Origin of the sequence: Tatumella ptyseos ATCC 33301 (assembly GCF_000735525.1) — a bacterium.
GTDB classification, from domain to species: domain Bacteria; phylum Pseudomonadota; class Gammaproteobacteria; order Enterobacterales; family Enterobacteriaceae; genus Tatumella; species Tatumella ptyseos.
In genome coordinates this window covers 22,360-47,298 of record NZ_JMPR01000041.1, presented here as the reverse complement: position 1 = coordinate 47,298, position 24,939 = coordinate 22,360, and the positions used below count along the sequence as shown (strand labels likewise).

Annotated in this window: 21 protein-coding genes; 8 read left to right on the top strand and 13 right to left on the bottom strand. The window is 52.9% G+C overall.

Annotated features, from left to right (window positions below; all coding sequences use genetic code 11):
- Positions 1-106 precede the first annotated feature (106 nt).
- Positions 107-580, top strand: a complete 474-nt coding sequence (locus GTPT_RS13390; protein ID WP_025902883.1) for a YbjN domain-containing protein — start codon at positions 107-109, stop codon at positions 578-580.
- A 120-nt stretch (positions 581-700) separates the two neighbouring features.
- Here the strand turns inward: GTPT_RS13390 and artM are convergent, their stop codons facing one another.
- From artM to artP, 4 genes are read right to left on the bottom strand one after another with little or no spacing between them, the layout of a single operon-like run.
- Positions 701-1,369 carry an arginine ABC transporter permease ArtM gene (gene artM, locus GTPT_RS13385; protein WP_029990803.1) on the bottom strand — a complete coding sequence of 223 codons (669 nt, stop codon included), beginning with the start codon at positions 1,367-1,369 and terminating at the stop codon, positions 701-703.
- Positions 1,369-2,085: an arginine ABC transporter permease ArtQ gene (gene artQ, locus GTPT_RS13380; RefSeq protein ID WP_025902881.1), complete on the bottom strand. Its 717-nt coding sequence runs from the start codon at positions 2,083-2,085 to the stop codon at positions 1,369-1,371. The genes artM and artQ overlap by 1 nt, the downstream gene beginning before the upstream one ends.
- Before the next feature lie 6 nt (positions 2,086-2,091).
- Complete coding sequence (artJ, locus tag GTPT_RS13375; RefSeq protein ID WP_029990804.1) at positions 2,092-2,823, bottom strand: arginine ABC transporter substrate-binding protein; 732 nt, start codon at positions 2,821-2,823, stop codon at positions 2,092-2,094.
- Between the two features lie 13 nt (positions 2,824-2,836).
- Complete coding sequence (artP, locus tag GTPT_RS13370) at positions 2,837-3,565, bottom strand: arginine ABC transporter ATP-binding protein ArtP (RefSeq protein WP_025902879.1); 729 nt, start codon at positions 3,563-3,565, stop codon at positions 2,837-2,839.
- A 185-nt stretch (positions 3,566-3,750) separates the two neighbouring features.
- Here artP and GTPT_RS13365 point away from each other — a divergent pair, with 185 nt between their 5' ends.
- Positions 3,751-4,572 carry an N-acetylmuramoyl-L-alanine amidase gene (locus tag GTPT_RS13365; RefSeq protein ID WP_025902878.1) on the top strand — a complete coding sequence of 274 codons (822 nt, stop codon included), beginning with the start codon at positions 3,751-3,753 and terminating at the stop codon, positions 4,570-4,572.
- A gap of 16 nt (positions 4,573-4,588) precedes the next feature.
- On the opposite strand, the gene ltaE is transcribed toward GTPT_RS13365, so the two are convergent.
- The 3 genes from ltaE to GTPT_RS13350 form a co-directional block, all read right to left on the bottom strand.
- Entirely contained in the window at positions 4,589-5,590 is a 1,002-nt protein-coding gene (gene ltaE / locus GTPT_RS13360; RefSeq protein ID WP_029990805.1) for a low-specificity L-threonine aldolase, read from the bottom strand.
- A 64-nt stretch (positions 5,591-5,654) separates the two neighbouring features.
- Positions 5,655-7,376 (bottom strand): ubiquinone-dependent pyruvate dehydrogenase, encoded by a 1,722-nt coding sequence (poxB, locus tag GTPT_RS13355; RefSeq protein WP_025902876.1) that lies wholly within the window; start codon positions 7,374-7,376, stop codon positions 5,655-5,657.
- A 124-nt stretch (positions 7,377-7,500) separates the two neighbouring features.
- Positions 7,501-8,400, bottom strand: coding sequence for a LysO family transporter (locus GTPT_RS13350; RefSeq protein ID WP_025902875.1), 900 nt, complete (start codon positions 8,398-8,400; stop codon positions 7,501-7,503).
- 121 nt (positions 8,401-8,521) lie between these two features.
- On the opposite strand from GTPT_RS13350, the gene GTPT_RS13345 reads away from it, so the two are divergent.
- A complete protein-coding gene (locus tag GTPT_RS13345) occupies positions 8,522-10,129 on the top strand; it encodes an ATP-dependent nuclease (RefSeq protein WP_029990806.1) in 1,608 nt (535 codons plus the stop codon).
- Between the two features lie 50 nt (positions 10,130-10,179).
- Here the strand turns inward: GTPT_RS13345 and cspD are convergent, their stop codons facing one another.
- Entirely contained in the window at positions 10,180-10,407 is a 228-nt protein-coding gene (cspD, locus tag GTPT_RS13340; RefSeq protein WP_025902873.1) for a cold shock domain-containing protein CspD, read from the bottom strand.
- Between the two features lie 301 nt (positions 10,408-10,708).
- Here cspD and clpS point away from each other — a divergent pair, with 301 nt between their 5' ends.
- Positions 10,709-11,032: an ATP-dependent Clp protease adapter ClpS gene (gene clpS, locus GTPT_RS13335; protein ID WP_025902872.1), complete on the top strand. Its 324-nt coding sequence runs from the start codon at positions 10,709-10,711 to the stop codon at positions 11,030-11,032.
- Between the two features lie 50 nt (positions 11,033-11,082).
- Positions 11,083-13,365 (top strand): ATP-dependent Clp protease ATP-binding subunit ClpA, encoded by a 2,283-nt coding sequence (gene clpA / locus GTPT_RS13330; RefSeq protein WP_025902871.1) that lies wholly within the window; start codon positions 11,083-11,085, stop codon positions 13,363-13,365.
- An 87-nt stretch (positions 13,366-13,452) separates the two neighbouring features.
- Here the strand turns inward: clpA and infA are convergent, their stop codons facing one another.
- From infA to trxB, 5 genes are all read right to left on the bottom strand, one after another.
- A complete protein-coding gene (gene infA, locus GTPT_RS13325) occupies positions 13,453-13,671 on the bottom strand; it encodes a translation initiation factor IF-1 (protein ID WP_002211347.1) in 219 nt (72 codons plus the stop codon).
- Positions 13,672-14,017: 346 nt separating this feature from the next.
- Complete coding sequence (gene aat, locus GTPT_RS13320; protein ID WP_025902870.1) at positions 14,018-14,710, bottom strand: leucyl/phenylalanyl-tRNA--protein transferase; 693 nt, start codon at positions 14,708-14,710, stop codon at positions 14,018-14,020.
- Positions 14,685-16,460 carry a heme ABC transporter ATP-binding protein/permease CydC gene (cydC, locus tag GTPT_RS13315; protein ID WP_025902869.1) on the bottom strand — a complete coding sequence of 592 codons (1,776 nt, stop codon included), beginning with the start codon at positions 16,458-16,460 and terminating at the stop codon, positions 14,685-14,687. The genes aat and cydC overlap by 26 nt, the downstream gene beginning before the upstream one ends.
- Positions 16,457-18,229, bottom strand: coding sequence for a heme ABC transporter permease/ATP-binding protein CydD (gene cydD / locus GTPT_RS13310; protein WP_029990809.1), 1,773 nt, complete (start codon positions 18,227-18,229; stop codon positions 16,457-16,459). The genes cydC and cydD overlap by 4 nt, the downstream gene beginning before the upstream one ends.
- 143 nt (positions 18,230-18,372) lie before the next feature.
- Positions 18,373-19,332, bottom strand: coding sequence for a thioredoxin-disulfide reductase (gene trxB / locus GTPT_RS13305; protein ID WP_025902867.1), 960 nt, complete (start codon positions 19,330-19,332; stop codon positions 18,373-18,375).
- A gap of 510 nt (positions 19,333-19,842) precedes the next feature.
- On the opposite strand from trxB, the gene lrp reads away from it, so the two are divergent.
- From lrp to lolA, 3 genes are all read left to right on the top strand, one after another.
- Positions 19,843-20,337, top strand: a complete 495-nt coding sequence (gene lrp / locus GTPT_RS13300) for a leucine-responsive transcriptional regulator Lrp (RefSeq protein ID WP_025902866.1) — start codon at positions 19,843-19,845, stop codon at positions 20,335-20,337.
- 116 nt (positions 20,338-20,453) lie between these two features.
- Positions 20,454-24,146, top strand: a complete 3,693-nt coding sequence (locus tag GTPT_RS13295) for a DNA translocase FtsK (protein ID WP_038011599.1) — start codon at positions 20,454-20,456, stop codon at positions 24,144-24,146.
- Between the two features lie 174 nt (positions 24,147-24,320).
- Positions 24,321-24,932 (top strand): outer membrane lipoprotein periplasmic chaperone LolA, encoded by a 612-nt coding sequence (gene lolA, locus GTPT_RS13290; protein ID WP_025902864.1) that lies wholly within the window; start codon positions 24,321-24,323, stop codon positions 24,930-24,932.
- The last annotated feature ends 7 nt before the right edge of the window (positions 24,933-24,939 follow it).

The following is a 24,939-nucleotide window of genomic DNA, read 5'->3' as shown; positions in this document are numbered from 1 at the left end:
AGGATAACTGTTGTGGTCTGCGGCTACGAAATTATGCACCGGTCATGGCGTTGCAGGGTTTTTTTGCGTAATCTGTTGCGCCTGATGATTAAGCCGGAAAAAAATGATGGACGCTCTTGTCACACCTGACCTTGAAATGCTGCGCGACTGGATGGACAAAACCACGATTGACTGGTTTGAATGTGGCAGCTGTCAGGCTCTGCACTTATCTGCAATGCAGAATATTGATGGGGTGTTTGATGCAAAACTGGACATTATCGATAATGTGATCCTGGTGACCGTAAGTGCGGAAGTCAGATCGTCAGCCCTGCTGACGCTGGTGGGGGAAATTTCTCAGATCAATGCCAGCTCACTGACGGCAAAATGCTTTCTGGATATTCAGGATGACAGTTTACCCAGGCTTATCATCTGTCAGTCGCTCAGCATTGGCTATGGCCTGGCTTTACCGCAATTCTCTTTCTTTATGCAGCAGAGCGAAGAGCAGTTATCCATGATTATTATGGAGCTTGCTGCTAACCATTTACTGGTCACCTCTGAAAACACAGCTTCGCCGCATACGGTACAGCCCCTGTTACATTAAAGCCTGTACCGGCGTGGGTATATCGAGTGTATTGACAGTCAGCGCGACCGGTACGGTAACACAGAGAAAGAGAAAAGAGAGTGAAGTGTCCGGGGCCGGTTTTCCCCGGCCCTGGCAAGGTCAGCTACGGCGCTCGAAACGCAATGCGTAATGTTCCAGGCCACGTAACAGGAGTGTCAGGAGCCCGTTAACACACAGATAGATAATTCCGGCAGCCACAAATACTGAAACATCGTAGGTACGGCCGTACAGCAATTGTCCTTCGCCCATCACATCCATTAGCGTGATGGTATAAGCCAGCGACGTACTTTTAAAAATAAGCACCACTTCATTGGAATATGCCGATAATGCCCGCTTAAAAGCATAGGGCAGCAGTATTCTCATGGTCTGATGACGGCTCATACCCAGCGCAGCGCAGGAGTGCCATTGACCCTTCGGGATGGCTTTGACCGCACCATAAAAGAGCTGTGTCGTATACGCGGCACTGTTCAGGGAGAGTGCAAGAATGGCACAAAACCAGGGCTGAGAGAGCAGGGACCAGAGCCACGGATACTGCTGTAACTGTGGAAACTGTCCGGGGCCGTAATAAATCAGGAAGATTTGTACCAGCAGCGGTGTCCCGGTAAACAGGGTAATATAGATATTCACCAGCCGCCCCGCCAGCGGCTTTTTCAGCGCAAGGATCAGGGTAAAGACTACCGCCAGCGCCAGGGCTATCAGTAAAGAGCTGAGCGTCAGGAACAGACTGGTATGCAGACCTTTCAGCAACTGAGGAAAATACTCTGCCATTATGTATGCTCCTGGTCGAAACGGGTCGCACGTTGTTCAAGACGGCGTAATATAAACTGACTGAACAGAGTGATAATCAGGTAAATGGCAGCCGCCAGCAAATACCAGGTAAACGGCTGCTGGGTACGGGTGGCAATACTTTTAGTCTGTAACATTAAGTCGTTAACGCTGATCAGCGAAACCAGCGCCGTATCTTTCAACAGTACCAGCCACTGGTTACCCAGTCCCGGCAAGGCATGGCGCCACATCTGCGGTAAAATCAGGCGGTAGAAGATGGTGAATTTTTTCATCCCCAGCGCCATACCGGACTCGCGTTGCCCTTCGGGAACGGCTTTCAGAGCTCCGCGCAGGGTCTGAGAGGCATAGGCCGAATAGAGCAGCGACAGTGAAATGACACCGCAAAGAAACGGGCTGACATTGAAATCGGTGATGTTCATCCGGACATGCAGCCGGGTGATGCCAAGCGGGATGTCAAAACCATCGGAGAGGGTCAGCAGTAACTGGGATGAACCGAAATAAATCCCCAGTACGACCAGCAGCTCCGGCAGTCCCCGCAATAATGTCACCAGCAATGTTCCGGGCCAGGCGAGGATCTTAAAACGCAGCGATTCCCAGCCCGCGAACAGTATCGCCAGTAACAGTCCGAGCAGTAATGCGCAGACGGCAAGGCCGACGGTCATCCCGGCGGCGCTTGCTAATGGAAATAACTCACTCATTGGCGATTACTGCTGGAACCATTTGTGATAGATGGTCTGGTAAGTGCCATCGGCTTTCACTTCTGCCAGGCCCTGATCCAGTGATTTTTGCAGAGAGGTATTCCCCTGACGAACGGCAATCCCTAAGCCGGTGCCGAAATAGTCTTTATCGGTCACTTTATTACCGACACTGCTCAGCTGAGGATCTTTCTTCAGCCATTCATTCACCACGGCAGTATCACCGAATACGGCATTAAGACGACCGTTTTTCAGATCCAGCATCGCATTCTGATAGCTGTCATAAGCCACCATGGTGATTTCAGGGTGCTTGTCGGTCAGGTATTTCTGGTGGGTAGTCCCGTTCTGAACCCCGACGCGTAAGCCTTTTAAAGCCGCAATGCTGGCAACTTTGCCTTTCTGTGCAATAAAGAGCGCAGAGTTATCGTAGTAGGGTTTGGTGAACAGCACCTGTTTTTCACGCTCAGGCGTAATATCCATCCCGGCCATCACCACATCATAGCGGCGGAATTTCAGACCCGGGATCAGGCTGTCAAATGACTGATTAGTGAATTCACAGGTGGCATCGATCTTTTTACAAATAGCATTCGCCAGATCAACATCAAAGCCCTGGATTTTATTATCGGCCCCGACAAATTCAAACGGAGGATAAGACGCTTCGGTCGCAAAATGCAGAGTCATGGCTGCGGAAGCACTCAGACTGGCACCGGCAAACAGGGCGGCTAAAAGAATTTTTTTCATAATGAGTCCCGGATTAATGTGAAAGATAATGTGCGAACTGAGGGGTCTGCGGGTGAGTGAAGCGATCGGCATCACCCTGTTCAATAATGTGTCCGTTTTCCATGTAAACCACCTGGCTTGCCGTTTTCCGGGCAAACTCCACTTCGTGGGTCACAATAACCTGTGTAATGTTGGTGCGTGCCAGCTCGCGGATAATATCGACGACCTGTCCGGTGATTTCCGGGTCCAGCGCAGCGGTTGGCTCATCGAAAAGCAGTACCTGTGGTTCCATCATCAATGCCCGGGCGATAGCGACACGTTGCTGTTGTCCCCCGGACAGGTGCAGCGGAAAACGATCAGCAAACGAGCTGAGTTTAAGACGTTCAAGCAGTGCGGTGGCACGCTGACGAGCTGCTGTTTTATTCAATCCCAGCACACGGCAAGGCGCTTCAGTCAGGTTCTGCATGACGGTCAGATGAGGCCAGAGATTGTATTGCTGGAAAACAATACCGACATTACGCCGTAACTCACGGATAGCTTCTTCAGAAGGCTTATTCCTGAAGTTAAAGTGGTTACCGGCGATTGACAGTTCCCCGGTACGTGGCATTTCAAGCAGATTGAGTACCCGCAGGAGCGAACTTTTACCCGCACCGCTTGGGCCGAGTAAAACCATAGTTTCACCCTGCGGACAACTCAGTCCGATATCAAACAGTGCCTGGTGATCGCCGTAAAAGCAATTTATCCCGTTTAGTTGAATACTCATGCGCAAAAATTGAATAGTAATAAAGTGGAGCGAATAGTAACGTTGCCAGCATAGTTATGCAATTCCGGTCGCTGGAAATTTGTATAAATGCGCGTCAGAGTCAAAAAAGTAGCACAAAATTTTGTCAGTCAGCAGGGGCTTGCGTATGCTTTAGCCTGTTTATTCTGGTTGTTCTGGCGGGACGCATGAAAAAAAACTGGTTATGGATAGCACTGTTGGTAAGCGGTTGTCATTCAGGCACAGAGCACCGCCAGGTGTTCACCGTCGATCATCATCTGAATGCCCGAAGCCAGGAGCCCCGGGTGAAAATGGTCGTCCTTCACTATACGGCTGAAGATAATGCCAGGTCACTGCATCTTCTCAGCCAGGGGGAGGTCAGTGCGCATTATCTGATAACGTCTCCCGACGGAAAGCCTTCACCCGCCGTGACGGTTTATCAGTTGGTGCCTGAATCCCGTGTTGCCTGGCATGCCGGGGTGAGTGGCTGGCGTGGCTATACCCATCTGAACAGTATTTCGATAGGCATCGAACTGGTTAATCCGGGATATTACCGGAAAGGCGACAGGACGACCTGCACCCTGTATCCGCCTGCGCAAATCGATGCGCTGGAAAATCTCCTGCAGACGGTGGTGAAACGTTATGCAATCACTCCGGTGAATATTGTCGGGCACAGCGATGTCGCCCCCTTACGAAAACAGGACCCCGGCCCCTGTTTTCCATGGCACCTGCTGGCAAAAGCCGGTCTGGGGGCCTGGCCGGATGCAGGGGCTGTCGCGCAGTTTCTGGCAGGACATTCTGCCAGGGACCCTGCGGATCCCCGTGAGCTGATGACCTTACTGGCGCGTTATGGTTATCCCGTCACTGACCCCGGCTCTCCCGGCGAACAGGCCGGTGTCATTAGTGCCTTTCAGATGCATTTCAGGCCGGCACGGGTCACCGGCAAAGCTGATGCTGAAACCGAAGCCATTGCGCGGGCATTGCTTCAGAAATACGGCACCGCGCACTGACCCGGCCGGCCCGGTGCTATTGCTGTAAGAAGGCCTTCCAGGCGTCGACAACTTTCTGAAGTGCCGGGCGTGGCGTATCCAGGTGGGTCACAAGACGCGTGCCGTAGCCGAAGCTGATACGGATACCCCGGGCATCCATCCATTGCTGTAACGGAGTAATCTGTGTTTCCGGCAGACGGATAAAAATCATATTTGTCTGCCTGCGACTCACTTCGATACCCAGTTCTGCTAATTCAGCCGCCAGCCAGCGGGCATTTTCGTGATCTTCAGCCAGCCTCTCCACGTTATTGTCGAGGGCATAAATCCCCGCCGCGGCCAGAATACCGGCCTGACGCATTCCGCCTCCGGTCATTTTTCGCCAGCGACAGGCTTCTTCAATAAAATCATGGCTGCCGCATAACAGGGACCCGACGGGTGCTCCAAGACCTTTTGACAGGCATATGGACAGTGTATCGCAGTAACGGCTTAGCGCATCCAGGGGCTGACCGCTGGCGACAGCCGCATTGAAAATACGCGCCCCGTCAGTGTGTAATGCCAGATGATGCTGACGGGAGAAAGCAAAGACGTCTGCCAGCCAGTCAGAGGGCAGCACTTTGCCATGATGGGTATTTTCGATACTGATAAGGCGGGTACGGGCGAAATGAATATCCCGGGGTTTAATGACCTCCCGGACAATGTCCAGCGGCAGGGTACCGTCCGCATTTTCCATAACGGGCTGGGGCTGGATGCTGCCTAAAACGGCCGCGCCGCCGGCTTCATAGCGGTAATTATGGGCATGTTGTCCGGCAATATATTCGTCCCCCCGCTGACAGTGGCTGAGCAGCGCGACCAGGTTCGCCTGAGTTCCGCTGGGAAAGAAAAGGGCTGCCTGTTTACCGCTCATCGCCGCGGCTTTTTCCTGTAGTGCGTTTACTGTCGGGTCATCGCCGTAAACGTCATCTCCGGTCGGTGCGGAGGTCATTTTACGCAACATTTCAGCCCCGGGTTGGGTCACTGTATCACTTCGTAAATCAATCACATCAGGCTCCGTTGTCAGTAAAGGATCAGCAGACCGGCCATTGTCCATAGCCGGCCTTACTCTTTTACCGTAGCCAGTTAGTTTTCGCCAGACCTACCACCTCATTCCCCCGGCCATTGATAATGGCCCGGACCATATACAGACTGAAGCCTTTCGCCTGCTCAAGTTTTATTTTCGGCGGGATCACCAACTCATCCCCGGCAGTAGTGACATCCACCAGCACCGGGCCCGGATGGTCAAAGGCCTGTTGCAGAGCATCGGGCAGGGCAGACGATTTTTCCACACGGATCCCTTTGATATTGCAGGCCGCCGCAATCGCCGCGAAATCCGGATTAACCAGCTCAGTACCGTCGGTCAGGAAGCCGCCAGCCTGCATTTCCATGGCGACGAAGCCCAGTACACTGTTATTAAAGATAATCATCTTAACCGGTAAGTTATGTTGCGCGATGGAAAGTAAATCGCCCATCAGCATGGCAAAGCCGCCATCCCCGCACAGTGCCACGACCTGACGCTGCGGGTCTACCGACTGAGCGCCCATCGCCTGCGGCATGGCATTCGCCATCGAACCGTGGTTAAACGACCCCAGTAATCGCCGGCGACCGTTCATTTTCAGATAGCGGGCGGCCCAGACCGTCGGAGTACCGACATCGCAGGTGAATACCGCATCTTCACTGGCCAGCGAACTGATCTGGCTTGCCAGATACTGGGGATGAATAGCTTGTTCATCATCAGGGATCGCTAAATCATCCAGGTCCCGGCGCGCATCCTGATAATGGTTGATGGCCCTGTCGAGATGCTTACGGTTCTGTTTTTCCTCTAAGCGGGGAAGCAGTAACATCAGCGTGGCTTTTACATCGCCGATGAGCGGAAGATCGACAGGGCAGTGTGCCCCCAGACTGCCTGCAGAAATATCGAGCTGAATAATTTTCGCGCCGGTGGGGTAGAAAGCGCGGTAAGGGAAGCGGGTGCCCAGCAGAACCAGCGTATCGGCTTTCAGCATGGCCTGATATCCGGAAGAGAAACCAATAAAACCGGTCATTCCGACATCATAAGGATTATCGTATTCCAGATGTTCTTTGCCACGCAGAGCATGCACGATAGGGGCTTTAAGTTTTTCAGCCAGCGCGGTGACTTCTGCGTGTGCGCCGGCACAGCCACTGCCACACAACAACGTGATATTTTCGGACTGATTCAGCATTGCAGCCAGAGTATCGAGTTGTAACAACGGGGGGACGGAAACGGGTACGGCAGGCGGATACCAGGCGGGTGTCACATTTTCCGGTGCAGGCTCCAGAGCGATATCGCCGGGTAATACAATGACTGAAACGCCCCCCTCCACAACTGCTTTTCGCATTGCAATGGCCAGTACCTGCGGTAACTGCTCCGGATTAGAGACCATCTCACAATAATGGCTGCACTCCTGAAACAGGGATTGCGGGTGAGTTTCCTGGAAATAGCCACTGCCGATTTCGCTGGAAGGGATATGCGCGGCGATGGCCAGTACCGGTACCCGGTTACGGTGGCAGTCAAACAACCCATTGATGAGATGCAGGTTTCCCGGGCCGCAGGAGCCGGCACACACGGCGAGCTGACCGGTTATTTGGGCTTCAGCACCGGCGGCAAAGGCGGCGACCTCTTCATGACGGGTGGACATCCACTCAATGGTCCCCAGTTTATTCAGGCTATCACTGAGACCATTCAGGGAGTCGCCGGTGACCCCCCAGATACGTTTGACGCCGGCAAGTTCCAGACTCTTGATAAGAAATGACGCGACCGTATTTTTCATTACTGACTCCCTGGAATAAAACCGGTCCGCCCGGAACGGTTATGAGCACGGATAATGAATAAAATTGTAGCGTATTTATTAACAATCGCCGGGAAGCTCCCGGAGCGTGATAGTTACCGGGGGCTCATGAGGAAAAGAATGCAATCATGATGGGGGCCAGCAAGCTCATAATAAAACCGTGAACGACCGCGGCAGGCACAATTTCCACCCCTCCGGCGCGTTGCAGTACCGGCAAGGTAAAGTCCATGGAGGTTGCACCGCATAACCCCAGTGCAGTCGAGCGATAGCGGCGGATAAGCACCGGGATCAGCATCATTGCGATCAGTTCCCGCAACAAATCTACCAGAAAAGCGCTGTTACCAATCACCGGTCCGAAAGCATTGGTCATCAAAATCCCGGACAGAGAATACCAGCCAAATCCACTGGACAGAGCCAGCCCGGTTTTCAAAGGTAATCCAAGGAGCAGGGCGGCGAGTATTCCGGCAGGCAGGGAGCTGGCCAGCACGATGGCAGCGACAATCACGCCCTGGCGATTAAACAGGATCTGCCGCAAATTCATGTCGCTGCTGCGTAACTGGATACCAATCAGTAATAGCAGCAGTAACAAGGCATACTCCCCCGCCCGGGTAGCATTGTGTAACACCTGCCAATGGGTTAACCCGATAAGAAATCCGGCAATCACCACACCACACATTTTCAGTGAATCCAGCAGCATGTGTAGCCGGGAGGGAAGCGGACCGGAAGCATGGGCAGTCGGCGAAGGCGCTAAGCGGTCAAATAATCTCAGTGCCAGAAAATTACAGACTAAAATGCAAAGAGCACAGGTCAGCGTGATCCGGACAATGACCCACAGGTTCGCGGTCAGATTATCCACAAAGGCCAGACTGACCCCCATAAACAAAAGAATGATGTAAACCATTCGGGTCAGTGAATAATTTACGGCTTTCAGAACACCGCGACGTCGGACAGGCAGCAGATAACCCGCGACCAGAGGAAGGAGCACAATGAGTAAACCCGAGTACATGAGAAGTCCGGCAAATTTCATGATCAAAGGATCAGGTTATCTGATTGATATTGGAGAGTAAATAAAATACTGATGCCCCTCACCGGCCTGTCAGTTTAGCCCTATGGAGTGTAATTCCCCGATGATGCTAAAACAGATCGAGATCAGAAATTTTCGCGGTATAGCGTTTCTGTCACTCGCGTTCCGCCAGGTGTCCCTGCTGATTGGGGAAAATGCCTGGGGGAAATCCAGTTTACTGGATGCGCTGACCCTGATGATGTCGCCTGCGGCTGAGAGTTTCCGCCTGACAGAGACAGATTTCTTTCGCACGCAGGACGATAAGCCCGCAGGGGCCTGTCTGATTGAACTGACCTTCGGTCCGGACTCCCCGGCAGGGAAGCTTCCGGCAGCCATCGCAGCACTGCTGCCTGCGGCTCCCGGCGCTCGCGGGCTACGTTTCAGCTTCAGTGCCCGCAGGACAACGCAGGGGATTTCTCAGGATTTTTCCTTTCCGGACTATCCTCACTTAACGCAGCCAGTGGTATCTCAGTTAATACACGCTTTACGGGTCCTCTGTCCGGTGCTGCGACTGCGCGATGCGCGGTTCAGTTCACCGGAAGTGATGGCGTCAACGGCGGAGGGTAGCCGTCAGACGGGTGAGGTACTCATGGCGGGGACTGAGCAGCAGAATACGCTGCAGGGAGAAGACGTTCTGCAACAGGCTCTTACGCTGTTATGCCGGTTATCCGGACACTATTTCCATATCCGTGCAGGCGGAGCACTATCAGAACTGCCTGTGTCAGAGGAGAAAAACGATCTTCTCTGGCAGCAATTGAATGAACTGAACCGGAAACTGGCAAAAACAGCCCGCCCGGAGCGGGCGCCGGTATTGCGCGCCCTGCTGATGTTACTCGCCCGCCCGCCGTTCGCCGGAACCCTTCCGGACGAGGCCAGCCCGTTGATCCTGTTTGAAGACCCGGAAACCCGTCTGCATCCGATGATGTTATCGATGATATGGCAGTTTCTGGCGCTGTTACCGGCACAAAAAGTGGTGACCACTAACTCGTCAGATCTGGTCTCTATGGTCCCGCTGGAGAGTGTTTACCGTCTTGATCGATATCAGCAAATCACCCGCTGCTGGCATATTCCTGATGAGGGGATGTCCCACGATGAGTTGAGAAAAGTGACCTTCCATATTCAGGTGAGTCGACCGTCGGCGTTATTTGCCCGTTGCTGGCTTCTGGTGGAGGGAGAAACAGAAGTCTGGCTGATTAACGAACTGGCCCGGCAGACAGGGTTTTCTCTGGCTTCTGAAGGGATACGTGTGGTTGAATTTGCCCAGTCCGGACTGAAACCGTTATTACGGTTTGCCGCTCATATGGGGATCCGTTGGCATGTTCTGACGGACGGAGATGAAGCAGGCGCGAAATACGCCGCCATCGCGACCAGTCACCTGACAGAGAAACAGACGGAACGGCATCATCTTACCCGTTTTCCGGCGGCAGATATCGAACATTACTTCTACCGCAACGGATTTGCTGAGGTTTACCGGCAGGCAGCTCAACTCCCGGAGCATGGGCCGGGAGGGATGAATCGAGTGATCACTCGTGCAATACAGCACAGCTCCAAACCTTCGCTGGCGATTGCGGTTGCGAATGAAGTTGCAGAGCGGGGCAGCCAGTCGATTCCGCTGTTACTCCGTAAAATGATGGGCCGGGTACGGGGGCTTGCCAGGGGCCGTTTCGGTTAACATCAGACATTTAACATGCTGTGCGAGACGGGCTTGCACAGCAGACGTCATTATGACAGATTGGCCATAGGGTCGTTGACAGGAACGATAAGGCTGGCCTGGTTACCTTTTTCACCTTCACTGGCATTGTAGCTTACCTTCTGGCCTGCCTTGAGTGTTTTATACCCTTCCATCTGAATGGTGGAGTAGTGCGCGAAAATATCTTCACCTCCGGCTTCCGGGCAAATAAAACCGAATCCCTTGGCATTGTTAAACCATTTTACAAATCCTGTTTCCATGTGATGATGCCTCTCACCTGAATTGCAAAAATGAATGAGGGTGGCCGGAGAGCCACCTGATGAAAAAACAGACAACTCTGTCATTAAGACTATCTCTTCACCGGTAATGATCGTCAAGAAATTACCACAGGTATCACAGGGATAATTTCTCAAACTTTGAAGCAGTTAACGCTATCCGTATTTCAAAATCACAGAGAACCTCCGTAATCAGGATAATGCAGACTGCGCATCATTTTGGCGGCATGATAGACTTAACTGAAGAATTCTCTACAGAGTCACAGGCACACTTCAGTGGAATATTATGGCGAATACAAACGACTGGCTTAATTTTGAACACCTTACTGACAACACAGTTCGTGAGGAACTGAAGCCACCGTCAATGTATAAAGTTATTTTGAACAACGATGACTATACACCGATGGAATTTGTTATTGACGTACTGCAAAAGTTCTTTTCTTATGATATTGAACGCGCAACAGAACTCATGCTGAAAGTCCATTACGATGGCAAAGCCATCTGCGGAGTGTTTACTGCCGAAGTGGCAGAAACAAAAGTTGTCAGAATCAATCAGTATGCCAGAGAAAATGAACATCCTTTGCTCTGCACTCTGGAAAAATCTGATTAAGCCACCATATCTGTAGGCAGACATCAGAGCGTGAATCGAGGAGGTGCTTTATGCTCAATCAGGAACTGGAACTCAGTTTAAATATGGCTTTCGCCAGAGCGCGGGAGCACCACCATGAATTTATGACCGTGGAACACCTGTTACTGGCGCTGATCAGTAATCCGTCTGCCCGGGAGGCTCTTGAAGCCTGCTCGGTAGATCTGGTGGTTTTGCGTCAGGAACTCGAAACCTTCATCGAAAAAACAACCCCGGTTTTACCGGAAACTGACGGTGAACGTGATACCCAGCCGACACTGAGTTTTCAGCGGGTATTACAACGCGCCGTGTTTCATGTGCAATCTTCCGGCCGTAGTGAAGTCAATGGTGCAAATGTACTGGTGGCTATTTTCAGTGAACAGGAATCTCAGGCAGCATATTTATTGCGTAAGCACGAAGTGAGCCGCCTGGATATCGTCAACTTTATCTCTCATGGTGTACGTAAAGATGAGGGTGAGAGTGCGCCTGCCCCTGAAAACCAGGCCAATAACGAAGAGCAGAGTGCTGGCGGGGAGGAACGTATGGAGAACTTCACCACCAATCTGAATCAGCTGGCCCGGGTCGGTGGTATCGATCCTCTGATCGGACGTGATAAAGAGCTGGAAAGAGCCGTTCAGGTGCTATGCCGCCGCCGGAAAAATAACCCGCTGCTGGTGGGGGAATCCGGTGTCGGTAAGACGGCGATCGCGGAAGGTCTCGCCTGGCGTATTGAGCAAGGCGATGTGCCGGAAGTGATGAAAGACTGTACTATCTACTCACTGGATATCGGTTCTCTGCTGGCCGGGACTAAGTATCGCGGCGATTTTGAAAAACGGTTTAAAGCGTTGCTTAAGCAACTGGAGCAGGACGTCAACAGTATCCTGTTTATCGATGAGATCCATACCATCATCGGTGCCGGTGCAGCTTCCGGCGGGCAGGTAGATGCCGCTAACCTGATTAAGCCTCTGCTTTCCGGCGGTAAAATTCGTGTGATGGGCTCGACGACGTATCAGGAATTCAGCTCTATTTTCGAAAAAGACCGTGCGCTTGCACGTCGTTTCCAGAAAATTGATATCACTGAACCTTCGGCCGAAGAGACCATTCGTATCATTAACGGGTTGAAAGCGAAGTACGAAGCACACCATGATGTCCGTTACACCGCGAAAGCTGTTCGTGCGGCGGTAGAGCTGGCGGTTAAATATATTAATGACCGACACCTGCCGGATAAAGCCATCGATGTTATTGATGAAGCCGGGGCTCGTGCACGGTTAGTGCCACAGAGTAAACGTAAAAAGACCATCAATGTGCAGGACATCGAGAGTGTAGTGGCGCGTATTGCCCGTATTCCTGAGCAGAGTGTTTCAGCCACGGATCGCGATACCCTGCGTCAGCTGGATTCACGGCTGAAAATGCTGGTGTTTGGTCAGGACAGCGCCATCGATGCTCTGGCGGAAGCTATCAAAATGAGTCGTGCCGGCCTGGGTCATGATCATAAACCGGTGGGTTCCTTCCTGTTTGCCGGGCCGACCGGGGTAGGTAAGACGGAGGTCACGGTACAGCTGGCGAAAGCTCTGGGTATTGAGCTGCTACGCTTTGATATGTCGGAATATATGGAGCGTCATACCGTCAGTCGTTTGATTGGTGCGCCTCCGGGCTATGTGGGCTTTGATCAGGGCGGGTTACTGACGGATGCGGTGATCAAACATCCACATTCGGTCGTGCTGCTCGACGAAATTGAAAAAGCCCATCCGGATGTCTTTAATCTGTTATTGCAGGTGATGGATAACGGGACACTGACGGATAATAACGGACGTAAAGCAGACTTCCGTAATGTGGTGCTTGTGATGACCACTAACGCCGGGGTACGTGAAACGGAGCGTAAATCTATCGGACTGATCCATCAGGATAATACGACCGATGCGATGGAAGAAATCAGGAAAACCTTTACACCTGAATTCCGTAACCGCCTGGATAATATTATCTGGTTTGATCATCTGTCGACGGATGTTATTCATCAGGTGGTCGATAAGTTTATTGTCGAACTGCAGGCCCAGCTGGATCAGAAAGGCGTGTCTCTGGAAGTCAGTGACGGTGCACGGGACTGGCTGGCTGAAAAAGGCTACGACAAAGCGATGGGTGCCCGTCCTATGGCCCGTGCCGTGCAGGAAAACCTCAAGAAACCGCTGGCTAATGAATTGCTGTTTGGTTCACTGGTCGACGGGGGATCGGTGAAGGTGGCGCTGGATAAAACCAGCAATACGTTAACCTACCATTTTGAAAGTGCGGAACAGCGTAAAGCGGCAGGAACGGTGCATTAAGTCCGTATTCGCCCGTGAGTCATAAAACAAAAGGCCGGAATATCCGGCCTTAATTTTTTGTACCTGTATAAAACAGGTTACTGACTCTTAGCGACTACGGAAGACAATGCGGCCTTTGCTCAAATCATAAGGAGTCAGCTCAACGGTGACTTTATCACCGGTCAGGATGCGGATATAGTTCTTACGCATTTTGCCGGAGATATGAGCGGTAACCACGTGCCCGTTTTCGAGCTCAACGCGGAACATGGTGTTAGGTAACGTATCCAGTACGGTACCTTGCATTTCAATATTGTCTTCTTTGGCCATCGAATCCTCTGAATGGACTAGCTAAATTTGAATCGGCAAGATAATGCCCAATTCTGGTATCTATGTAAAGAATTGTTGGTGTAAATACCAACACTCCGCTATGCGGCATGCAAAAACATGCGCAGTGCAAATAAATTCGGGTGTTCTGACGTTAATCGGGGATATTTGCAGAATCGTGCATCTGAATAGCAAGTCGGGGGGAAACCTTCCTTGATGTTCATCAGTGTACCAGCAGAATCTCCATCAGGGCGCATCGGAAAACACCTTCTGAAGCGCGAACGACATAACAAGCAGACAGAGTCTAACACTTTCCGGGTGAAATGTCTGTAAAACATTAACGGGCAGCTTAACCCGGCTCGCCGGTTTGCCAGCACCCGTCTGCCAGTGGTAATACCTGTAGTGCGGCGACCTGTTGCAGATAGGCTTCGCGCGGGATCTCTGTCGCCCCTAAGGAGGCGGTATGAGGGTTCAGTATCTGGCAGTCAATTAACTGTCCGCCGTGGGCCTTGAAGTGCCGGCAAAACAGCATCAGTGCAGTTTTAGAAGCATTCGGGCGCGTACTGAACATCGATTCCGCGCAGAATAGCTGGCCGACCGCCATCCCATACAAACCACCTGCCAGATGCCCGTCCTGCCAGACTTCCACCGAATGCGCATAGCCTTTCTGCGATAAAGTCAGCCAGGCAGCGATCACTTCATCCGTGATCCAGGTCCCTCCGGTCCTTTCTGCCGCGCAACCGCGGATCACGCCCTCGAAGTCCCGATTAATGGTGACCTGATAAGGTGAGTGGCGATGAAAACGGGCCATACTGCGGCTAAGATGGAATGCCTCAGGGTAAAGTACCGCCCGTGGATCCGGTGACCACCACAGCAACGGGTCCTGTTCAGAGAACCAGGGAAAGATACCCTGCCGGTAGGCTTCCCGCATCCTTTGCCAGCTCAGATCCCCGCCAAACGCCAGCAGCCCGTCAGGTTCTGTCAGCGCTTGTGAGGGCGGGGGAAAGCTGAGTGTATCAGCCGCTAACTGCGGCAGGATCAATGGCATCCGGGATGACCTCACTCGGGTTCAGACGCTGAGTAAACTGCCAGTAGCGGCCACGCGCGCTGAGAAGCGTTGACGTGTCACCCTGTTCGATAATATGGCCGTTTTCCATCACACAAACACGATCCATTGCAGCCAGTCCGGTCAGGCGGTGTGTCACCATTATCACGGTTTTATCCCGGGTAACCCGCGCCAGAAGCGCCAGAATATGCTGCTCGGTGGTGGCATCCAGTCCCTCGGTCGGCTCATCGAGTAACCAGAGGTCTCCCTGGTGGAGGAGCGCCCGTGCGATGGCTAAACGGCGTAATTCCCCCCCGGAAAGTGTTCTGCCGCCTTCTCCTAACCAGCCGTTAAGCCCGTCATTTTCCAGCAACTGCCCGAGGCCGGTCTGTTGCAATACGTCGACCAGCGCTTCATCGGTACTGTCAGGTGCAGCAAGTTTGAGGTTGTCACGCAGGGTCTGGTTGAAGACCGAAACGCGCTGAGTCACCACGCTGGTCCGCCGACGAAGCGTCGCTTCATCCCATTGCGGCAAAGGGGACTGGTTAAAGCAAATTTCGCCTTGCCCGGGGTCAGCCGCACGGGTCAGCAGTTGCAGGAGCGTTGACTTACCGCAGCCGGTAAAACCGAGCAGAGCAATTTTTTCGCCCTGAGCAACCGTCAGGTTCAGTCCGTTAATCACCGCCCGGGGTTGTCCGGGATAGCTGAACCCCAGTCCGGTGATCCGGACGGCAATCCCCGGGTGATTATCTGTCAGCGCTTTTTGCGGAAACTGTACCGCAGGTTTCTGGCCTAAAATTTCGTTTAAGCGTGAAGCAGAAACCATCACCTTTGAGATATGGAGGAAAGCGGCAGCCACCGGCCCCAGGGACTCAAAAGCCGCCAGAACGCAGAAAGTAAAGAGTGCCAGCCAGGTGGGGTCGGCAGAGGCTGAGTGGAGGAGCAGCGAACCCAGCCCCAGCATAAGGCAGACAGTCAGCCCGGTAATAAACATCAGCAGGCTCTGCGATGCGGCGGTCAGCGACTGCTGCTGCCGTTCGGCCTGATAAATATCGTCGCCGGTGGTCGTCAGTTGCTGTTGCCAGCGTTTACTGTGCTGGTAAATCTTCAGCTCCGCCATACTGCTTAGCCAGCGGGTCAGTTGCCGGCGGTAACTGGCCTGCGTCAGAGCCATTGCCTCACCGGAACCTTTACCAAGGCGGTAAAAGAGGGGAGGGAGGATCAGCAGCGTCAGTAACATCACCAGGCCCGCGACCAGTGCCAGCGGCAGGTTCAGGAAACTCAGTCCGAAAGTGACGACGATAATGACACATAACGCCCCGGCCAGGGGGGAAATCACCCGCAGATAGAGATGGTCAAGGTGGTCAACGTCTGCAACAAAGCGGTTCAGCAAATCGCCCTGATTAAACGGTAACAGCCCGGCAGGGGATAGGGGGAACAGCTTGCTGAAGGTGTACACGCGAAGATGCTGAAGTACACGGAATGTGCCGTCATGGCTGACCAGTCGCTCGAAGTACCGTGCCACGGTACGGATAATGGCAGCCCCCCTGACTCCGGCAGCAGGTAACATATAGTTAAAACTGTACAGCCCGGCGGTCCCGGCGACTGCGGAGGCAGCCAGAAACCAGCCGGAAAGTGTCAGTAAACTGATACTTGCCAGCAGTGTCAGCAGGGCCAGTATCAACCCCAGCCCCAGTAAGAAGCCGTGACGTTTCCAGAGACGCAAAAAGGGCAGTAAAGTTTTCATAAGGTAATCTCCCCGTCACGCTGAGCTAACATGTCCCTGAACGGCCCTGCTGTCGTGGCGAGCGCCTGCCAGCGGCCTTTCTGAATAATTTGTCCGGCTGCCATTACCCAGATTTCATCCCAGTCCTGTAACCCTTCGAGCTGGTGAGTGATCATCAGCGTTGTCTGCTGTAAGGAGGCTTCGGTAAGTGCATGCATCACATGTTGCTCGCTTTGTCTGTCCAGGCTGGCTGTTGGCTCATCCAGCAGTAGCAGTGCTGAAGGCAGTAACAGGGCCCGTGCAACCGCAACACGCTGGGCCTGGCCGACAGATAGCCGGACCGCATTATCGCCGGTGGGTGTATCAATCCCCTCAGGCAGGTCGGCAATAAAAGCATTGATACCGCTGCATTCCATTACCCGTTGAAATTGCTGTGCGTCACAGGGGCGATCCAGAATGATGTTATCGCGTACGGTTTCTGCCGGCAGCACCGGGTTTTGCCCGACCCAGGCCAGTTGTTTCTGCCAGTGATCCGGACGAATATCCCGTAACTCTGTACCGTCAACCGTAAGGGAACCCTGATACGGGAGAAAGCCGAGGATGACATTAATCAGTGACGTTTTACCGGCACCACTGACCCCGGCCAGCGCAATACGTTTGCCTGCCGGAAGAGTGAAATTCAGAGGCTGAGTTAACGGCTTCCCTTTGGCTGTCATGACAACCAGGTCACGAGCGACCAGGGTACAGGGACCGGACCTGCCCGGTGTCAGTGTTCCGGTGTTCAGGTTTGCCTCTTCGGTTTCGCTCAGGAAAGTTTCCAGCTGGTCGGCAGCACCGACAGCCTGAGCCTTCGCATGGTAGAAATTCCCTAAATCACGCAGAGGCTGGAAGAACTCCGGTGCCAGTATCAGTGCCAGAAAGCCGGCAAACAGGGTGACTCCGCGGTGGTAATCACCGAAATGCAGTACGCCAAGATAAGAGAAGCCGAAATAGACGGCGACCACGGCAATAGAAATTGCGGCAAAGAACTCAAGCACCGCAGACGAGAGAAATGCCAGTCTCAGAACCTCCATGGTACGCAGGCGGAACTGTTCAGTGCTTCCGGCGATAGCGGCTTGCTCTGCACGACCCCGATGAAAAAGCCGTAGTGTTTCCAGTCCACGCAGACGGTCAAGGAAGTCACCGCTAAGACGGGCTAGTGCCTGGAAATTTCTGCGGTTGGCTTCTGCGGCTCCCATACCGACCATCGCCATAAATAGTGGGATCAGAGGCGCGGTACAGAACAGGATCAGCGCCGCTGTCCAGTTAAGGGGTAACAGCGTGATCAGGATCAGGGCAGGGATCAGTGTTGCCAGGCTCATCTGAGGCAGATAACGTGCATAGTAGTCCTGCATATTATCAATTTGTTCCTGCAACAGGGTCGTCCAGCTCCCGACGGCACGGCTCGTTGTTCCGGCAGGGCCCCGGGCTTCCAGGCGTAAAATAATCTGCTGGCGTATAGCCTCACGAATGGCGCTAGCGGCACGAAAACCGGCTATTTCCCGTAAATAATGCAACAGACTGCGCCCGGCAAAGCAGGCCGCCAGTGCCACCAGTAACCCGGGGGTGTCACTGGCAGGCTGATGACTGATAATAAAATTTTGTAATACGCGGGCGATGATCCCGGCCTGCGTGATAATTAACAGTGCACTGAATACACCGGTGATAACGGAGAGGCGTAACCAGCGGCGTCCGTAATGACGCTGTTCTTTGAGCCAGCGAACTAAAAACTGTTGACGGGATTTATTCATGGAATTCTGCAAAGTGAATGTCAGACACCAGAGGTGTAAAGTAATACCCCTTGTAAAAGTGCAGGTACCTTAACATGAGGAACAGTAAAAAGGCGACAGTTTCGCTGTCGCCTTAGAGTCTCATTCAAAATGAAGGGGGAAAACTACGCGTCCTGGCCCAGGCCGTCTAAATAACGTTCGGCATCCAGGGCAGCCATACAGCCGGTTCCTGCAGAAGTGATTGCCTGACGATAGGTATGATCCATCACATCGCCGGCGGCAAACACACCAGGGATACTGGTCTGGGTTGCATTCCCCTGAAGACCGGACTGCACCACGATATAGCCGTTATTCAGTTCCAGCTGATCAGCAAAAATCGCAGTATTCGGGCTGTGACCGATGGCAATAAATACCCCGGCGACATCAATCTGCTCGGATTCAGCATTGTCTTCTGTCGGACGCAGACGCGCCCCGGTGACCCCCATCTCATCTCCGGTGACTTCTTCCAGGATGCGATTGGTGTGCAGAACGATATTGCCACTGGCGACTTTTTCCATCATCCGGTCAATAAGGATTTTTTCGGCACGGAAGGTGTCGCGACGGTGGATAAGATGAACCTCAGAGGCGATATTTGCCAGATAGAGGGCTTCCTCGACGGCAGTATTTCCGCCGCCGACCACTGCCACTTTTTGCTGACGATAAAAGAAACCGTCGCAGGTCGCACAGGCGGAGACGCCTTTACCTTTAAAGGCTTCTTCCGAAGGTAAACCAATATAACGTGCAGAGGCTCCGGTCGCGATAATCAGCGCATCAGTGGTGTACTCACCACTGTCGCCGATCAAACGAAACGGGCGTTGCTTTACGTCGACGGTATGAATATGGTCGTGAACGATTTCAGTATTAAATTTAATCGCATGTTCATGCATACGTTCCATAAGCCCGGGCCCGGTCAGGCCCTCAGGATCACCCGGCCAGTTTTCGACCTCTGTTGTGGTGGTCAGTTGCCCGCCTTTTTCTACCCCGGTAATTAATACCGGATTAAGGTTTGCACGCGCAGCATAGACAGCTGCAGTGTAACCGGCAGGGCCGGAACCCAGGATCAGTAGTTTACTGTGTTTGGCCATGCTTTTTTCCTCAATAAAACAAACCGCTGACAAATATCGGTAGATTGTAGGCAAACGCGACGACGAAAAAAAGAGTCCGATAGCGGAGATTACTTATTAATGTGAACGTTGAAACTAATCACCCGTGGTTAAGGCCTCTGACAGGGATCCGTCACTGTGGTGACGGGAGGATAAAAGGCTAAAAGTATTGGCCGAAAATTTATATTCACCGCAGACGGCGGAATGTTGTACTGAAATTGGATGTTTTACTTTGACAATCGCCTGTTGTTTTGCGAAAACATGAGGTGAGACAAATAAAGTTCAGCGAACAGGAGCCGCGCAGGCCGTAGCTTCTGAACGCCGGATAAATAAACCTGAGTTGTCTTTGGCCTGTTTCATCGTGGACAGACAGTGAAATGAACCGAAAACAGCAAATATACAGGCAATGTTTCAACATAACTCAGGCCCTTCACCGATGACAGGTTGAAGGGCAGGTAGTCTTAGGGAAGGAAATGAAGAGAGAAAATAATAATGACAGATAATAAGAAACGCCCTGGCAAAGATCTGGACCGTATCGACAGAAATATCCTGAATGAACTACAAAAAGATGGCCGTATTTCGAATGTCGAGCTCTCTAAACGGGTAGGTCTGTCTCCGACGCCTTGCCTTGAACGAGTCCGCCGCCTGGAACGTCAGGGGTTTATTCTGGGGTATACCGCACTGCTTAATCCGCACTATCTGGATGCATCACTGCTGGTTTTTGTTGAGATTACTCTGAATCGTGGCACCCCTGATGTGTTCGAGCAATTTAATACCGCGGTCCAGAAACTTGAGGAAACTCAGGAGTGTCATCTGGTTTCCGGTGACTTTGACTATTTGCTGAAGACCCGTGTTCCGGATATGTCCGCATACCGTAAGCTGCTGGGGGAAACCCTGTTACGCCTGCCTGGCGTCAACGATACCCGCACGTATGTGGTCATGGAAGAAGTGAAGCAGAGTAACCGCTTAGTGATTAAAACTCGCTAAATCAGCCAGGTGCAAAACCTGTGGCAATTAGGTACACTCCTGTGAATTCATACAGGAACAGTGCTGACTAATGGTGCTGTTCCTCTCTTTCGTTGACAGGCACCTGGAGAGATCTCTTGAGCCAGGAATATACAGAAGATAAAGATGTATCTTTAACGCCACTGAGTAGTGGACAACGGCTGCTGGAAGCATTACTGATTCTGGTGGCACTTTTTGCCGTTTATTTAATGGTCTCCCTGGTCAGTTTTAATCCTTCTGACCCGAGCTGGTCACAAACCGCCTGGCATGAGCCCATCCATAATTTAGGTGGCCGGCCCGGAGCCTGGCTGGCTGATACCCTGTTCTTTATCTTCGGGGTGATGGCTTACGCCATTCCGGTGGTGATCATTGGTTTATGCTGGATTTCCTTCCGTCATCGCAACCGCAATGAATACATCGATTGCTTTGCTATCGGCCTGCGTCTGATAGGCGTGCTGGCGCTGGTGGTCACTACCTGTGGTCTGGCCGCAATCAATGCTGATGATATCTGGTATTTCGCCTCCGGAGGCGTGATTGGCAGCCTGGTCAGTAGTGCGATGGCACCTTATCTCAATCAGATGACAGGGACATTGGTCCTGCTGTTTGTCTGGGCGGCCGGGATCACTCTGTATACCGGGTGGTCATGGCTGACAATTGCAGAGAAGATCGGCGGGGCAGTAATGACCGTTCTTACCTTCGCGAGCAATCGCTCCCGGGGTGATGATCGCTGGCAATATGAGGATGAGGATGACGCGCCTGAGTCGGTTTCCCGCAAAGAAACCTCACAGGAAGTCACAGAAGATGATCCTCTGTTCCGTTCGACAGATGCTGCGGCAAACGAGCCATCGGCACACGGAAATACCGCACATCCGTCAGAGAACGAAGAACATGACCCGCTGTTTTCAACGCCAGTGTCTGCTCCGAAAACGGATGATAATGACCCCTTATTGAGCCCATCAACCTTTGCTTCAGTCACGGCGGAGGATGACAACGATCCATTATTCAGTGCGCCAGCGTTTGGAACGGCACCGGAAACCGCTGCACCGGTAACCCCGCAACCTGCATCGGTTCAATCCGGGGTACCGGAAAACCGCCCGACGCCGGTCGTCGCAGCCGATGCTTACAGAGCACCGGCACAGGTGAAAACAACGCAGGCCGCAGAGCCACCGCTTTACCGTTTCGATGTACCGGAGACGGTTGCGTCTCAGCCGACGCCTGAAGCTCCGCCGTCACCGGCATCACGGGCCTCCGGGGTAGCTCCGCAGGTTCAGACATCCCGGTCTGACCCTCAGACGTCGTCGTCGGCGGTACCTCAGACCCGGGTTGCGGCGGCGACGCCTGCTGCAGTCAATGCTCAGACCGTGGCTGCCACCGTAGTAAAACCGGCCGGGCAGTCACCGTTTGCTGTGGCAGCCAGTATGGGTAAATTACAGACCCCTCCGACGGTGACGGAACCTGTACAGCGTAGTGGTAACCCTCAGGTAAAACGCGGGATTGGGGGGCCGGAACTGCCACGTCCGAATCCTGTCCGTTTGCCGACCCGCCGTGAAATGGCCTCTTATGGTATTAAATTACCTTCACAACGTATTGCGGAAGAAAAAGCACGTGAAGAGGAGTTACAGCGTCAGTTGAATTCTCAGATGACGGAGACAAGCGAGTCTTCGGCCGAAGAAAATGAATTCGACCAGGCGGCGCTGCGCCAGGCGTTTACCATGCAGCAAAAGGCACGGTATGGCGAGGATCATGTCACTGTGACACCTGAAGAAGAAGATGAGCTGCAACAGGCGATGCTGGCGCGACAGTTCTCCGAACAGCAACAACAGCGGTATCAGACGACGGCAGAGGATGTTACTGAAGTCAGTGCTGACCATGTAGCGACCTCTGCGCCACTCTCTTCAGAGGCTATCTCTGCGTTTGATTTCTCACCGATGAAAGAACTGGTGGATGACAATCCGGCAGAGCCTCTGTTTACGATTGCTCCGGGGGCTGAAACTGCAGCGCCGGCACAGTCACCGTCTTCTGTCGCAGGGATTAACTCAGCGCAGCATTCGCAGACGCAGGGCGCCACTGCACAGCCGGGGCAGCCGCAATACGCGGCTCAGCAAGCACCGGCACAGTCACCGTCTTCTGCCTCAGGGGTTAACTCAGCGCAGTATTCGCAGCCGCAGGGCGCCACTGCACAACCGGGGCAGCCGCAATACGCGGCCCCGCAGGAAACGGTTTCTCAACCGCAGGCTGCTCAGGAACAGCAGAGTCTGTTCCACCCGTTCCTGGTTCGTCATGAACAGCCACTGGAAAAACCATCAACACCTCTTCCGACCATGGATTTACTGACGCCACCTCCGGTGGAAGAAGAGCCGGTGGATATGTTTGCACTGGAACAAACAGGTAAACTGGTTGAGGCAAGACTGAATGACTTCAGAGTCAAAGCAGAAGTTGTCGGTATTTCACCGGGACCGGTGATCACCCGTTTTGAGCTGGACCTGGCGCCAGGGGTGAAAGCCGCCAGAATTTCTAATCTCTCCCGCGACCTGGCCCGTTCATTATCCGCCGTTGCGGTTCGTATTGTTGAGGTCATTCCGGGCAAGCCGTATGTCGGGCTGGAATTACCGAATAAACATCGCCAGACCGTTTATTTGCGTGAAGTGCTGGACTGCGCAAAGTTCAGGGACAATCCGTCGCCGCTGGCGATTGTACTGGGGAAAGATATTGCCGGTCAGCCAGTGGTGGCAGACCTTGCTAAAATGCCCCATTTGCTGGTCGCCGGTACCACCGGTTCAGGGAAATCTGTCGGCGTGAACGCCATGATCATCAGTATGCTGTATAAGGCAACCCCTGATGAAGTGCGCTTCATTATGATTGACCCGAAAATGCTGGAACTTTCTGTGTATGAAGGTATTCCGCATCTGCTGACTGAAGTTGTGACAGACATGAAGGATGCAGCCAATGCGTTACGCTGGAGTGTCGGAGAGATGGAACGTCGCTACAAGCTGATGTCCGCGCTGGGCGTACGTAACCTTGCAGGTTATAACGAAAAAATCGTGCAGGCTGAAGCGATGGGCCGGCCTATTCCGGATCCGTTCTGGAAACCTGGTGATAGTATGGACACTACACCGCCGGTTCTCGAAAAGCTGCCCTACATCGTCGTGCTGGTAGATGAGTTTGCTGACCTGATGATGGCCGTGGGTAAAAAGGTAGAAGAACTGATCGCCCGCCTGGCACAAAAAGCCCGTGCCGCCGGTATTCACCTGGTATTGGCGACGCAGCGTCCGTCGGTCGATGTGATCACCGGGCTTATTAAAGCGAATATTCCTACGCGTATCGCTTTTACCGTTTCAAGTAAAATTGACTCCCGTACCATCCTGGATCAGGCCGGGGCGGAATCATTGCTCGGGATGGGGGATATGCTTTATATGCCGCCTAACTCGTCGATGCCGGTACGTGTGCATGGGGCGTTTGTCCGTGACCAGGAAGTTCATGCTGTGGTTCAGGACTGGAAAGCCCGGGGCAGACCTCAATATATCGACAGTATCACTGCCGGTGATGAGAGTGAGAACGGAGCGGGCGGCGCAGATGGCAACGGTGAAGAACTGGATCCGCTGTTCGACCAGGCGGTCGGATTTGTGGTCGAAAAACGTCGCGCCTCGATTTCCGGTGTTCAGCGACAGTTCCGTATCGGTTATAACCGGGCCGCCAGGATCATCGAACAGATGGAAGCTCAGGGGATAGTTTCCGAACCCGGACATAACGGTAACCGGGAAGTGCTGTCACCCCCGCCGCACGAAATGTAAGTTCTGATAACAGGTTGTTATCCTGATGGGCCAGAGTTTTCTGGCCCATTGCTTATCACTCCCGCTATCCCCATAGTAATACTCAGAATTCAGTTTTTTCTCCTGTCGGAATATACCGGCAGAGACTACGGTTAACAGTGCACAGCCGGAATGAAGGATAAGGAATAATTACAGATGAAAAAATTGTTGATTGCTACAGGTGTTATCAGTCTTATGATTTCAGCCGCTGTCAGGGCCGACGACTCAGCCAGCCTGCAGGCACGTCTGGATAAAGTGAGTAGTTTTCATGCGCAATTCAGTCAGAAAGTCACGGATGCTTCAGGCAATAACGTGCAGAACGGTGAAGGTGAACTGTGGGTTCAGCGTCCGAGCCTGTTTAACTGGCACATGACCGCCCCGGATGAAAGTACCATTATCTCCGATGGCAAAACGTTATGGTTTTATAATCCTTTCGTTGAACAGGTGACGGCGACCTGGGTGAAAAATGCCACCAGCAATACGCCTTTTATGCTGATCGCACGTAATCAGCCATCAGACTGGAAACGCTATAATGTGAAGCAGCAGGGCGATAATTTTGAACTGACGCCGAAGAGCAGTGACGGTAATTTAAAAGAGTTCACGATTGATGTGACTCCGGGCGGCACGATCCGTCAGTTTAGTGCGGTTGAGCAGGACGGGCAACGCAGCAGTTATGAGCTGAAAAGCCAACAGAATGGTGCGATCAGCGCGGATAAATTCAGGTTTACTCCTCCTCAAGGGGTAACGGTGGATGATCAGCGTCAGTGAGGTGAAT

Coding starts and splice junctions, on each gene's coding strand:
- GTPT_RS13390 (WP_025902883.1), top strand. CDS start 107: ATGGACGCTCTTGTCACACCTGACCTTGAAATGCTGCGCGACTGGATG.
- artM (WP_029990803.1), bottom strand. CDS start 1,369: ATGGCAGAGTATTTTCCTCAGTTGCTGAAAGGTCTGCATACCAGTCTG.
- artQ (WP_025902881.1), bottom strand. CDS start 2,085: ATGAGTGAGTTATTTCCATTAGCAAGCGCCGCCGGGATGACCGTCGGC.
- artJ (WP_029990804.1), bottom strand. CDS start 2,823: ATGAAAAAAATTCTTTTAGCCGCCCTGTTTGCCGGTGCCAGTCTGAGT.
- artP (WP_025902879.1), bottom strand. CDS start 3,565: ATGAGTATTCAACTAAACGGGATAAATTGCTTTTACGGCGATCACCAG.
- GTPT_RS13365 (WP_025902878.1), top strand. CDS start 3,751: ATGAAAAAAAACTGGTTATGGATAGCACTGTTGGTAAGCGGTTGTCAT.
- poxB (WP_025902876.1), bottom strand. CDS start 7,376: ATGAAAAATACGGTCGCGTCATTTCTTATCAAGAGTCTGGAACTTGCC.
- GTPT_RS13350 (WP_025902875.1), bottom strand. CDS start 8,400: ATGTACTCGGGTTTACTCATTGTGCTCCTTCCTCTGGTCGCGGGTTAT.
- GTPT_RS13345 (WP_029990806.1), top strand. CDS start 8,522: ATGATGCTAAAACAGATCGAGATCAGAAATTTTCGCGGTATAGCGTTT.
- cspD (WP_025902873.1), bottom strand. CDS start 10,407: ATGGAAACAGGATTTGTAAAATGGTTTAACAATGCCAAGGGATTCGGT.
- clpS (WP_025902872.1), top strand. CDS start 10,709: ATGGCGAATACAAACGACTGGCTTAATTTTGAACACCTTACTGACAAC.
- clpA (WP_025902871.1), top strand. CDS start 11,083: ATGCTCAATCAGGAACTGGAACTCAGTTTAAATATGGCTTTCGCCAGA.
- infA (WP_002211347.1), bottom strand. CDS start 13,671: ATGGCCAAAGAAGACAATATTGAAATGCAAGGTACCGTACTGGATACG.
- cydC (WP_025902869.1), bottom strand. CDS start 16,460: ATGAAAACTTTACTGCCCTTTTTGCGTCTCTGGAAACGTCACGGCTTC.
- cydD (WP_029990809.1), bottom strand. CDS start 18,229: ATGAATAAATCCCGTCAACAGTTTTTAGTTCGCTGGCTCAAAGAACAG.
- trxB (WP_025902867.1), bottom strand. CDS start 19,332: ATGGCCAAACACAGTAAACTACTGATCCTGGGTTCCGGCCCTGCCGGT.
- lrp (WP_025902866.1), top strand. CDS start 19,843: ATGACAGATAATAAGAAACGCCCTGGCAAAGATCTGGACCGTATCGAC.
- lolA (WP_025902864.1), top strand. CDS start 24,321: ATGAAAAAATTGTTGATTGCTACAGGTGTTATCAGTCTTATGATTTCA.